Origin of the sequence: Paraburkholderia sp. A3BS-1L, assembly GCF_051125215.1 — a bacterium.
Classification (GTDB): domain Bacteria; phylum Pseudomonadota; class Gammaproteobacteria; order Burkholderiales; family Burkholderiaceae; genus Paraburkholderia.
On record NZ_CP120442.1, the window covers coordinates 912165 to 923810 of the forward strand.

The window sequence follows — 11646 nt, forward strand, 5'->3', positions numbered from 1 at the left end:
TGCATGCTCCGTTATCGGGATCCCGTCGACGAGTTCGACGAGGACGGCGAAGATGACGTAACGCTCGAATAGTCGGAGTTCAGCGGTTTCGTCCGGTCCTCCTCGTAGCGCCGCACTGCGCTCGCGGCGAGCGGCGCGTCCGCACCCGCGTAGGGCACGGGCGCAACGAGGTCAGCCGGCCGCGCGAGCATCGCGGCCAGGTTCGAGTAGGTCGCGCAGCCGAACGCCACGCCGGGCCGCGCCTGTCCGGCATCGAGCATGCCGGAGCGCTGGTTGAGCGCCGCGCACGCCGGGGGCGTCGCGTGGCCGCCGTCGCCGGGCGCAAAGCCGATCACCGACGGATCGGGCATGCCAATCGGCGGCTGCGCCGACATGCAGGACGCGAGGCCGGTGCTGGCCACGCCGGCGAGAATCGTGGCAACGAGCGAGAGCCGGGGCTTCATCATGGTTCCCCTGTCAGTGTCAGTAAACGAAGCCCGCAGCGCCAACAAGGCGCGGCGAATTACCCGAAAGCGGGTCGATCGAGAGCGACTGGCGCACGGCAAACTCGATGTCGGTGCTGGGCGTGATGACATCGTCCAGCGCGCCGTGCAACTGGCCCGGCCCGGTCGGCCCGACGATATACGGCGTCACGATGACGACGAGCTCCGACTTGTCGTTCTGGTATTTCGTCGACGAGAACAGCTTGCCGAGAACGGGCAGACTGCCCACACCGGGAAGCTGGGAGAGCACATCGCTTGTCGAGCTCTGCAAGAGTCCGCCGATTGCGAAGCTCTGCCCGCTCGAGAGCTCGACGGTGGTCTCCATGCGGCGAACCGATAGCGCCGGCACCACGATCGAGTTCAGCGTGACGCTGTTGCTCGGGTCGATCTGGCTGACTTCAGGCCGCACGTTCAGGCTGATCCGGTTGTCGGCGAGGACGGTTGGCGTGAAATTCAGCGCGACGCCATAAGGCTTGTATTCGACCGTGATCGTGCTCGTCGTGCCGCTCTGCGGCACGGGGATCGGCAACTCGCCCCCGGCGAGGAAGCTCGCCGTTTGACCCGACATCGCCGTCAGGTTCGGCTCGGCCAGCATGGTCAGCAAGCCTTCCTGATCGAGCGCGTCGAGCACGCCTTGGATGTTCGTCTTGCCGACCTTGAATCCGCCAAGCACCGAGTACGCGCCGTTGGACTGGAGGTTGAAAAGATTCGTCGTCGCGTCCAGGATGGCGCGCCCGTTGAACAGCCCACCGAAGAAGTTGCCGCTCGCGGCAATGGCATTCCAGTTGATGCCGAGCTGTTGCGTGATGTTGCGATCCACCTCGGTAATGCGCACGCGCAGCAGCACCTGGATCGGGTGCGCGATCGAGAGGCGGTTCACGAGTTGCTCGTTGGCGTGAAGATAGGGCTGCAGCGTCTGGACAATGGCATCGGCATCCGCTGCGCTCGGCACCGCGCCGGTCACCATCAATGAGCCGGGCGCGCCCGACACCGTCACCGCGAGTTTGGGAAAGCGCGCGTCGATAAGACGCTGGATCGAAGCCGTATCCGTGGACACGCTGATTGTCTTGCGCAGGATTTCCCGATTGTTGGGGCCGAGTGCGAAGAGTGTCGTCGTGCCGGACTTCTTGCCGAGCACGAAAACCGAGCGCGGCGTCGGCACATGGACATCGGCAACGTTCGGGTCGGCAACGAAGACGGCAACAGCGGGTTGCGGCAATTCGATTAACGTGCCGCTGCCTGCGGCGACCGAAAGCACATCGGCGGGCGCCGCGGGCTCTTTTGCCCATGCAGCATCCGCTCCCGGGCCGGCGAGTATGGTCATGGCAAGCAGCGCGCCGAACAGGGCGGTGACGGCAGGGCGGCCGCCAGCGTGGCGCCGCGCACCGCGTGAAAGCAGCTTGCCGTATGTGAGGCTGAACATGTGTCGTCCTATGATCCTGCGGCAGGGGCGGGGGCCGCTTGCGCCTGTGCGGGCGTGACGGGTGTCCCGGACGGAGTGGGCGCCGCGGGCGGCATGCCGCCAGGCAGCGGCGGCACCCCCGGCGCGCCAGTGGAAGTGCTGCCGGGCAAGTCGCCGTCTGCCTGCTCGACCTTCGAGCCGCGGTAGATGACGACATGCGGCGCCTGTGCCGGTGCTTTCGTCTGGCGCGGTGCTGTTGCCGGCGCGCTCATGCCGCGTAGTGCGCGCGAGACGTCTCCGGCCCATACGGGCGGCGTGTGCGCCATGGCGATGTCCTCGGCGTCGGGCGCGTGCCTGTCGCGCGTAGCGAAACTGCGCAGCGCAAGCGAGAGCGTGCCGAGGTGCGCTGCCACCGTGATCGACTGTGCGCTCGCCGGTGTGACCTCGATAGTCACGGTGCGGGCGTTGGTGCTCGGGGCGCCGTCATCATCCTTCGGACGACGAAACGCTGTGCCGACCGCGAGTACGCGCACGCGCTCGGCAACCGTTTCCGATTCGACGGCGCGCGCGGGATCGACATGAACACCTGTTTCGTTGCGCATCTGCTGTGTGAGCAGGATATCGACATAATCGCCGGGCTGAATGAGCCCGGCGTTGCCCGACACGTCATCGACGGCAACCGAAATCGCGCGCATGCCGGGCTTGAGCGCCGCTGCAAGAAAACCTGGGGCGCCCGGCAAGATCACGTCGGCCACGCCAAGCGGCGTTCCTGCGCGAACCGCGTGCCGCAGCAGATCGCCCTTGAGGTCTTTGGGGTTGCCGGCTTCGGTGGCCTCTTCGACGAGTGCGCCGGACGGAACCTGATTACGTGGCACCGCTTTCCATACGAGGTCCGCGTCGCGCAGCAGCAATCCGTCCGGCAAATCGTCAGCTGCGGCGCGCACGTGCACCGTCGGCGCATGAGCCGCGGCTTTCGGGTTCGATGCGGCAATGAACAGCGCGCGGATGATGAATGCGCCAATCGCGGCGATGACAACGAGCGCGGCTAGCTTGATGAAATTTTGCATATGGGCGGCGTTGTATTCGGGCAAGCGGCGTAGACGCGGCGGGCGAGACTTCGGTTGAACTAAACAAGCAGTTGCAACATGGCAAGCGTCGTGCGATGGCCGGATGCGGGCTGCAGCCAGACCGCGACCAGGCCGCCCAACGCGAGCGCAACGCCATAGGGGACGCCGCGTGCCGGTGCGATCCAGCCAAGCCGCACGCTCACACCCGCGAGGGCGGGAATGCGCTGCATGCCGGCTACTGCGAGCATGACAAGGGCCACAAACAATCCGCATGTCGAAACGACTACCAGCACGGGCCACGATTGCGGCCCTGCCCAGAGGAAGACCGCAGCGGCGAGCTTCACATCGCCGCCGCCAAGCCAACCCAATCGAAACATCACAGCAGCCACGACAAGCGCCGCCACGCCCGCCGCCACATGGATCTCACACGCGGCTCGGCCGAACCCGGTCACCGCGGCGCTGACGAAATACAGGGCGGCGAATGCGGCCACGGCGGTATTCGGCAGACGCCGAATGCGCAGATCGCAACCTGCGAGCATGACGAGGGTCATGCTCGCAGCCGCTTTCACTATGCCCAGGTAAAACATGATTTGCCGAATCTGCGGAGGAAGACGGTCTCCGGCTCGCACCTGCTCGTGCGGTGCCGGAGCATAACGAGCTACTAGATTGCAGCGGTCGCCTTGTTGATCAGCGTCTGGAAAAGCGCCTGGAAACCCGTGTTACCGGACAGGTACGTACCGAGTGCGACCAGGACAGCGACGATGATGCCGCCAAGAACCGCATATTCCAGCGAGCTGACGCCGCGCTCGTCGCGCGAGATGGAACGGATAAAACGCAGCATGAGAGGACTCCTTGTTGAAGTAACGCTTGCGTGACAATGCTTGCTATGCCGACTGGCCCCGAAGGAGGACGAACTTATCCCCCGAGACCCTTTAACGGCAATTGGCCCGCAAGCTTGAGCCCATTGCACGCGGCCTGGCATCCGGTGTGAATGCCTTCCCTGATGTGTATCGTATTGCCGGTCGCATTCATGTGATCCGTTGAATAGAGGCGTAAAGCGGCGCCAGTTTTTGCCTTATAAACGGCTTTTTGATCAGATGATTACAGAATGTTTTCGGCAGATATTTCCGCCTGCAAGGGGGCGGTCGGGGTGAAACGGGGAGGGAGAGTGGATGGGTTATCGCGGCGAGGTACGCCGACGATTGTGCGATCGCCATGCAAAAGCACCGCGTGTTTTGCGAGGCCACAGGATGGAATGAGGGCCGGGGAACAGGTGGCGCGAGCACTGGACAGGCGGAGCTCGACGGGCGTTTCGCGCGCGGCGTCGATCAGCGCTTGAGCACCCGTCTGGGCTCCAGATTCGGCCCCGCGCCCGTGCGTGTTACCGTGGTCCGGTTCCGCTGGATCCGCCGTTGATTAGCAATCCCTGTTTTTCAATAAACGCGATTACCTGATCGAGGCCCTCGAGCGCCTTCAGGTTGCACATCACGAACGGGCGCTCGCCGCGCATCTTCTTCGCATCCGAGGCCATCACGTCGAGATTGGCGCCCACGAGCGGCGCGAGATCGGTCTTGTTGATGACGAGCAGGTCCGACTTCGTGATGCCGGGGCCGCCCTTGCGCGGAATCTTCTCGCCGCCCGCCACGTCGATCACATAGATCGTGAGGTCCGAGAGCTCCGGGCTGAAGGTGGCTGCGAGATTGTCGCCGCCCGATTCGATAAAGACGATGTCCGCGTCGGGAAAGCGCGTGAGCATCTGGTCGACGGCTTCGAGGTTGATCGACGCGTCTTCGCGGATCGCCGTGTGCGGGCAGCCGCCCGTCTCCACACCCATGATGCGCTCGGCGGGCAGGGCGCCCGCGACGGTCAGGAGGCGCTGATCTTCCTTCGTGTAGATGTCGTTGGTGATGGCGACGAGGTCGTAGTGCTCGCGCATCGCCTTGCAGAGCATTTCGAGCAGCGTGGTCTTGCCGGAGCCCACCGGGCCGCCTACGCCGACGCGCAGCGGCGGCAGTTTCTTGGTACGTCTGGAGTGCGAATTCATGGTTCGTGTCGTGTGTGTGTGTTCAGTCAGACGGCGAGGAGCGCTAGGAGCGAAAGAGCCGCGAGTATTGCGATTCGTGCCGTGCGCTCAGAATGCCGAGCTGGGGCGCGAAGGTGTTGAGCGCGTCGGGCGGCGTGGCGAGCGCGCGCGCGACCGCGCTTTCGATGGCTGGCCGCAGCGCGACCACGATGCGCTGCCCCGCGACCTGCCCGAGCGGCACGGCCTTGAGCGCGGCGGCGACCTGGTTCTCGACCCAGCTGAACGCATAGGCCGCGAGCGTGGCGTCGGCCGACGCGTCATGCGCGAAGGCCGCAAAGGCAAAGGCCGTCGGCTGCGCGATGGGCGTCATGCATTCGAGCGTCGCGCGGCGCGCGGCATCGCCCCATTCGAGCTGAGCGCAAAGCTGGCGCAGCGACCAGCCCATCTGCGAGGTCTCGCGGCGCAGCTCCGCCGATTCGCGGCTCGCGACGAATTCCTCGTTCGCTTCGATCAAAGTGTCGGCGTCGTGTGTGCGCCAGCGTTCGAGCTGATGCGCGATGAACGGCAGCTCGCCGGGCGCGAGCACGCTCGCGAGGCCGCCTGCGATCCAGTGCGCGGCGTCGTCGGCGTTGGCGACGAGCCCGGCGTCGATGGCCGCTTCGAGCCCCTGCGAATAGCTGAACGCGCCGATCGGCAGCGCCGGCGACGCGAGATGCAGCAGCGCGGTGAGCTCAGCGATGTCCATGGCTGTGGTCGTGCGCGTGGCCGTCGCAATGACCGTGATCGTGGCCGCAGTGGGCGCCGTGTGCGTGGTCGCCGTGGTCGCCGTGGTCACCATGGTCATGATGGTGGGCATGCCGGTGATGCTCGTCGAACACGCTTTGCGCGAGTGCATAGTCTTCGGCGAAGGTTTCGTCGTGACCATGACGATGTCCTCCGCCATAAGCGCCGGCTTCGGGCTGGAACGGCAACTCGGCGCGCTCGACCTGCGCACCGAGGCGCGTGAGCATGTCTTCGAGCACTGGATCGGCTTCGAGCTTGAGTGCGTCAATGTCCACTTCCACGGGCGTATGGCGGTTGCCGAGGTGATACGCGGCGCGCATGAGGGTGAGGCGCTCGGGCGCGCGCACGAGCAGCACGCTTTGCGGCGCGGCGATCACGCGCACGAGGCCGCCGTCGTCGGCGACCAGCATGTCGCCGTCGCGCAGCACCGTGCCGCGCGGCAGCACTACACCCACTTCCTCACCCGAATCGAGCGTGGCCGCGAAGCGGCTCTTGCAGCGCGCATCGTACGCCAGCGTGAGCGTGGGCGCGCGCTTGATCAGCACCGGTGCGAGCTTCGCGTTGAGTCGTTTGTCTATCGTGCGCATGTCGGACTAGCGTTTTCAGGCTTCAGAACAGGAAATAGCGCTGCGCCATCGGCAGCACCGTGGCGGGCTCGCAGGTCAGCAACTGGCCGTCTGCGATCACCTGATAGGTCTCGGGATCGACACTGATCGAAGGTTGCCACGCGTTGTGGATCATGTCGGCTTTCGTGACATTGCGGCAGTTGCGTACCGCCACTATGCGCTTTTGCAGGCCGTAGCGCTCGGGCATGCCTTTGTCGAGCGCAAGCTGCGAGACGAACGTGAGCGAGGTCTGCGTGAGCGCGCGCCCGCGCGTGCCGAACATCTCGCGATAATGCACGGGCTGCGGCGTGGGAATCGATGCGTTCGGGTCGCCCATCTGCGCCATCGCGATCATGCCGCCCTTGAGGATCATCGCCGGCTTGACGCCGAAGAACGCCGGATCCCAGAACACCAGGTCGGCCCACTTGCCGGGCTCGATCGAACCGAGCTCGTGCGCGATGCCATGCGTGAGCGCCGGGTTGATCGTGTACTTCGCGACATAGCGCTTCACGCGGAAGTTGTCGTTGCGCGCGCTGTTGGCACCCCCGTCCTCGGGCAACGCGCCGCGCTGCACCTTCATCTTGTGTGCGGTCTGCCACGTGCGGATGATGACTTCGCCCACGCGCCCCATCGCCTGGGAATCCGAAGAGAGCATCGAGAGTGCGCCTAGATCGTGCAGGATGTCTTCGGCGGCGATGGTCTCGCGGCGGATGCGCGACTCGGCGAACGCGATGTCCTCGGCAATCGACGGGTCGAGGTGATGGCACACCATCAGCATGTCGAGATGCTCGTCGAGCGTGTTGATCGTGTAGGGGCGCGTGGGATTGGTCGACGAGGGCAGCACGTTGGCCTCGCCGCACACCTTGATGATGTCGGGCGCGTGGCCGCCGCCCGCGCCTTCGGTGTGGTACGTGTGGATCGTGCGGCCCTTGAACGCGTTGACCGTCGCTTCGACGAAGCCGCCTTCGTTGAGCGTGTCGGTGTGAATGGCCACCTGGGTGTCGGTGGCGTCGGCGACGGTGAGGCAGTTGTCGATGGCCGCGGGCGTCGAGCCCCAGTCTTCGTGCAGCTTCAGGCCGATCGCGCCCGCGGCGATTTGTTCTTCGGCGGGCTCGGGCAGACTCACGTTGCCCTTGCCGAGAAAGCCGAGGTTGATCGGCCAGCCGTCGGCGGCCTGCAGCATGCGCTCCATGTGCCACGGGCCCGGCGTGCAGGTCGTGGCGTTGGTGCCGGTGGCGGGGCCGGTGCCGCCGCCGATCATCGTCGTGACGCCCGAGGCGAGTGCCTCGTCGATCTGCTGCGGGCTGATGAAGTGGATGTGCGTGTCGATGCCGCCCGCCGTCACAATCTGGCCTTCGCCGGCGATCACTTCGGTCGAGGCGCCAATGGGGATCGTCACGCCCGGCTGCACGTCGGGATTGCCAGCCTTGCCGATGCGCCAGACGCGGCCGTCCTTGATGCCGATGTCGGCTTTCACGATGCCCCAGTGGTCGACGATCACGGCGTTGGTCACGACCGTGTCGGCCACCTCGGCTGCGAGGCGCTGCGACTGGCCCATGCCGTCGCGGATCACCTTGCCGCCGCCGAACTTCACTTCGTCGCCGTAGACCGTGTAGTCGCGTTCGATCTCGATGAGCAGGGCAGTGTCGGCGAGACGCACGCGGTCGCCGGTCGTGGGGCCGAACATTTCCGCGTAGGCGCGGCGGCCGATCTTCAATGTCATATCGGAATCCTGATGAATTCGGAGGCGGGCGCCGCGCTCAGAGCGGGCCCATGACCTTGCCGTTGAAGCCGTAGACGGCGCGCTCGCCCGCGAACGCGACCAGCTCGACGGTGCGCTCCTGGCCGGGCTCAAAGCGCACGGCGGTGCCCGCCGCAATGTTCAGGCGAAAGCCGCGCGCGGCCTCACGCTCGAACGAGAGCGCTTCGTTGACTTCGTAGAAGTGATAGTGCGAACCGACCTGCACAGGGCGGTCGCCGGTGTTCGCGACGGTCACGGTCACGGTTTCGCGGCCCGCGTTGAGCTCGATTTCGCCGTCGTCGATCAGCATTTCGCCGGGGATCATGAGCGGCACTCTCAAGGAATCGGATGGTGGACGGTCACGAGCTTCGTGCCGTCGGGGAAGGTGGCCTCGACCTGAATGTCGGGGATCATCTCGGGCACGCCTTCCATCACGTCGTCGCGCGTGAGCAGCGTGGTGCCGTAGTGCATGACCTCGGCGACGGTCTTGCCGTCGCGGGCGGCTTCCATCAGCGCGGCGCTGATGAAGGCGACCGCTTCCGGATAGTTGAGCTTGAGGCCGCGCGCGCGACGCCGTTCGGCGAGCAGCGCGGCGGTGAAGATCAGGAGCTTGTCTTTCTCGCGTGGCGTGAGCTTCATCGTTTTTAATAAGTTGGAACGGCTAACCGGGGGCCAACCATCCGGGCCCGATCGTGCGGTGTCAGCTTACGGCAGCGAGGTTACGCGCAGCTTGCAGTTCCTTGGGGGGCGCGCGGACATGGCGATGCAGGCATTACGCAAGGTGTATGCCAATGACGGGGCGCTTTGAATGCACCTTCGCGCGGAATTTGCGCACCTTGTTGATGCATCGATGCGCTTCGATGGCGCATGGACGCGCCGACGTGGTGCGTGAAAGGGGCGGCGGGGGTCAGGTCGTCCAGAGGCGCAGCGGCGCGGCCGTTACGCCGTGCACGATCGGGCGCAGCCGGCTCCAGCACTGCGCGAGCGTTTGCTGCAGCGGCTCCATCGAGCGCGCGATGACGCGCACCAGCAGCACGCTTGGCGCAACGCAGGTGGCGCCCGCGCGCAGCGCGTCGTCGAAGGGGAGCGTGAGCGCGAGGTCTTGCGCGAGCGCCTCGTTGCAGGCCGGGCCAACGGCCCACAGCATGCCGAAGGCCGGATAGCCGGCGAGGCCCTGAGGAGCGTCGCGCAGCGGGTCGGCGGCGTCCATGAGGGCGCGTTCGAACCAGAGGAGTTGCTCGTCAGCACCGGGTGCGGCGGCGCGCACGACCCGAGTGAGCGAGCGCACCATGCCGGCCGACCAGCGCTCGCCGGCCGCCTGGCGGCCGAGTTGCACGGCGTCCCAGCCGATTGCTGTCGCGCTTTCGGCGAGCGTGAGCGAGAAGTCGAGCTCGGCGTGCGCGTGATCGAAGACGAGATTGTTCTGCGGCAGCCAGTCGAGCCTGGCGTTCGCGCCCACGCGCAGCTTGATGCGCTGGCGCGCCACGCGGCCATTGGACTTGTACCACTTGGTGGCACCCGGCGTGGTGAGCACGGCATGAGCGCCAGCGCCGACATTCACGTCGATGTCGAGCCGGTCGCCACCCGCGATGCCCGCCGGCGGATGCACGATCACCGCGTGACAGATCGCATCGCCTTCGGGATAGAGCGGTCGTTGCACGCGCAACGGTCCCGTGTGCAGCCGGTGCGCGAGCGTCGTGCGCTCGCCGCGAAGCTCGAAGCCGAGTTCGAGTTTCGCGGCCCATTCGTGATGAATCGGGTTGCGCGAGGCGGGGCTGGCGGGCGCGGCGAGATCTTCGTGAAGCGGCATGCGAAAAATATGGGGCAGGTGCGGGCGGCGACTGGATGCGCAGGGTAGCGCATCACGCGCCGGCCATGCCTCGCGCGATTCGTCGGTGAACCGTGAGCGATTAGTAGGTGGGCACCTTCGGATCGACCTGGCGCGACCACGCGTCGATGCCGCCTTGCAGGTTGAACACCTTCGTGAAGCCGCGCGACTCGAGGAACATCGCGACCTGGGCGCTGCGCGCGCCGTGGTGGCAGATGCAGACGATCTGCGCTTCGTCGTCCAGTTCTTCGCTGCGCGCCGGAATCTGGGCCATCGGGATCGAGACGCTGCCGGCGATGCTGGCGGTCTGGATTTCCCACGGCTCGCGCACGTCTAGAAGCACGGGGGCGCCGCGCGAGGTGTCGGCGAGCCATTCGGCGAGGGCGGGGGCGGTCAGATTCTGCATGGGAGACTCAGTCGTAGAGATGAGACGAGCCGCTTATGCGGCCCGCCGGAAACACCGTGGTTTAAAACTTGAAACGCGAGGGCTGCACTGCGTTCTCGAGCGGCTCGACATACGTTTCGAACACGGTCGCGATGCGGTATTGCTTCTCGTCCATGCGCGTGATGATCTGCGCTTCCATGACCGGCGCGTCGCCGACGAAAGCGGCCAGCCGCCCGCCCACCTTCAATTGTTCGAGCAGTTCCTGCGGCACCACCGGCAGGCCGCCCGAGACGCAGATCACGTCGTAGGGCGCATTCGCGGCCCAGCCGCGCGAGCCGTCGCCCTGCACGACTTCGGCGTTGAGCACGCCGTTCTTCACGAAGTTGGCACGCGCGAATTCGGCGAGTTCCGGGTCGATCTCCACGCTCAGCACCTTCTGCGCGCGATGCGCGAGCAGCGCCGCCATGTAGCCCGAACCCGCGCCGATCTCGAGCACGCTCTCGTGCTTTTTCACCGCGAGCTCCTGGAGCACGCGCGCCTCGACGCGCGGCGCCAGCATGTGCTGACCGTTGGGCAGTGGCACTTCGAGGTCGGCGAACGCGAGATCGACATAGGCCGCGGGGACGAAATGCTCTCGCTTGACGATCGAAAGGAGGTTCAGGACGTCCTGGTCGAGCACGTCCCAGGGGCGAATCTGCTGCTCGATCATGTTGAAACGCGCTTGTTCGATATTCATGGTGACTCGGCGTTATGGTTCGGGTTCTGTGCAGATGGCCAGGCCTCGGGCAACCAGCAAACACACGCTGAAAACGGTGCCAGGCAACCGCGAGATTGTACCAAAGGGCTTTCGCGCCGCGCCTTGCGGCCGGCGCTGGAAATGCACAAGCGGATCAGTATTTGTCCTGGCTCGAATGCGTGGGGAGGCCCGCCTGGCCATTCGGACGAATGTGCGCGAACGCATCGGGCAGCGAAACTCGAAGCGTGTTTAACCCGCTTCAAAGGAGCAGCATGTCTGGCGTGATACAGATGAATTACAGGGTGGCTTCGAACATCACGCGAAGGCGTTGGGGGATGGGCGCAAGCGCATTGGTCCAGGTGCGCATCGATCCGGCGCTCAAGGAGCGCGCGTCGGCGGTGCTCGAATACATGGGGCTCACGGTTTCGGACGCGGTGCGCATCCTGCTCACGCGCGTCGCGAACGAAGGCGCTTTGCCGCTCGGCTTCGCGCTCGATCCGGCCACGCACGATGCCGGGTTCCGCGCGAAGGTGCGCGAGGCGCTGGAAGACCCGCGGCCCGGGCCTTGCGCCCGCTCGCGGGAGTACAGCTTGA

14 protein-coding genes and 1 pseudogene are annotated in these 11646 nt (G+C 65.8%); 1 reads left to right on the forward strand and 14 read right to left on the reverse strand.

Annotated elements, in window-relative coordinates:
- Positions 1–11: 11 nt before the first annotated feature.
- The 14 genes from P5W99_RS04075 to P5W99_RS04140 all read right to left on the reverse strand — a co-directional run bounded on the left by P5W99_RS04075 (position 12) and on the right by P5W99_RS04140 (position 11052).
- On the reverse strand, positions 12–443 hold the full coding sequence (locus tag P5W99_RS04075) for a CpaD family pilus assembly lipoprotein (RefSeq protein ID WP_434662429.1): 432 nt from the start codon (positions 441–443) through the stop codon (positions 12–14).
- A 19-nt stretch (positions 444–462) separates the two neighbouring features.
- On the reverse strand, positions 463–1806 hold the full coding sequence (locus tag P5W99_RS04080; RefSeq protein WP_421073905.1) for a type II and III secretion system protein family protein: 1344 nt from the start codon (positions 1804–1806) through the stop codon (positions 463–465).
- Positions 1807–1913: 107 nt separating this feature from the next.
- Positions 1914–2951: a Flp pilus assembly protein CpaB gene (cpaB, locus tag P5W99_RS04085; RefSeq protein WP_421073742.1), complete on the reverse strand. Its 1038-nt coding sequence runs from the start codon at positions 2949–2951 to the stop codon at positions 1914–1916.
- A gap of 59 nt (positions 2952–3010) precedes the next feature.
- Positions 3011–3538, reverse strand: a complete 528-nt coding sequence (locus P5W99_RS04090; protein WP_421073743.1) for an A24 family peptidase — start codon at positions 3536–3538, stop codon at positions 3011–3013.
- A gap of 74 nt (positions 3539–3612) precedes the next feature.
- Entirely contained in the window at positions 3613–3792 is a 180-nt protein-coding gene (locus tag P5W99_RS04095; protein ID WP_421073744.1) for a Flp family type IVb pilin, read from the reverse strand.
- Positions 3793–4332: 540 nt separating this feature from the next.
- Complete coding sequence (ureG, locus tag P5W99_RS04100; protein ID WP_421073745.1) at positions 4333–4995, reverse strand: urease accessory protein UreG; 663 nt, start codon at positions 4993–4995, stop codon at positions 4333–4335.
- Positions 4996–5038: 43 nt separating this feature from the next.
- Positions 5039–5719, reverse strand: a complete 681-nt coding sequence (locus P5W99_RS04105) for an urease accessory protein UreF (protein WP_421073906.1) — start codon at positions 5717–5719, stop codon at positions 5039–5041.
- Entirely contained in the window at positions 5706–6344 is a 639-nt protein-coding gene (ureE, locus tag P5W99_RS04110) for an urease accessory protein UreE (protein WP_421073746.1), read from the reverse strand. The genes P5W99_RS04105 and ureE overlap by 14 nt, the downstream gene beginning before the upstream one ends.
- Positions 6345–6366: 22 nt before the next feature.
- A complete protein-coding gene (ureC, locus tag P5W99_RS04115) occupies positions 6367–8085 on the reverse strand; it encodes an urease subunit alpha (protein ID WP_421073747.1) in 1719 nt (572 codons plus the stop codon).
- A 37-nt stretch (positions 8086–8122) separates the two neighbouring features.
- Positions 8123–8428, reverse strand: coding sequence for an urease subunit beta (locus tag P5W99_RS04120; protein WP_213297028.1), 306 nt, complete (start codon positions 8426–8428; stop codon positions 8123–8125).
- A gap of 11 nt (positions 8429–8439) precedes the next feature.
- Positions 8440–8742, reverse strand: a complete 303-nt coding sequence (ureA, locus tag P5W99_RS04125) for an urease subunit gamma (RefSeq protein ID WP_017773123.1) — start codon at positions 8740–8742, stop codon at positions 8440–8442.
- A 268-nt stretch (positions 8743–9010) separates the two neighbouring features.
- Positions 9011–9913, reverse strand: coding sequence for an urease accessory protein UreD (locus P5W99_RS04130; RefSeq protein WP_421073748.1), 903 nt, complete (start codon positions 9911–9913; stop codon positions 9011–9013).
- A gap of 100 nt (positions 9914–10013) precedes the next feature.
- Positions 10014–10337 (reverse strand): rhodanese-like domain-containing protein, encoded by a 324-nt coding sequence (locus P5W99_RS04135; RefSeq protein ID WP_421023368.1) that lies wholly within the window; start codon positions 10335–10337, stop codon positions 10014–10016.
- A gap of 61 nt (positions 10338–10398) precedes the next feature.
- The gene (locus P5W99_RS04140; protein WP_421023369.1) at positions 10399–11052 is read right to left on the reverse strand and encodes a protein-L-isoaspartate O-methyltransferase family protein; all 654 of its coding nucleotides are present in this window, start codon (positions 11050–11052) and stop codon (positions 10399–10401) included.
- Between the two features lie 335 nt (positions 11053–11387).
- On the opposite strand from P5W99_RS04140, the pseudogene P5W99_RS04145 reads away from it, so the two are divergent.
- A pseudogene (locus tag P5W99_RS04145) lies at positions 11388–11612 on the forward strand (type II toxin-antitoxin system RelB/DinJ family antitoxin); the annotation flags it as partial.
- Positions 11613–11646 lie beyond the last annotated feature (34 nt).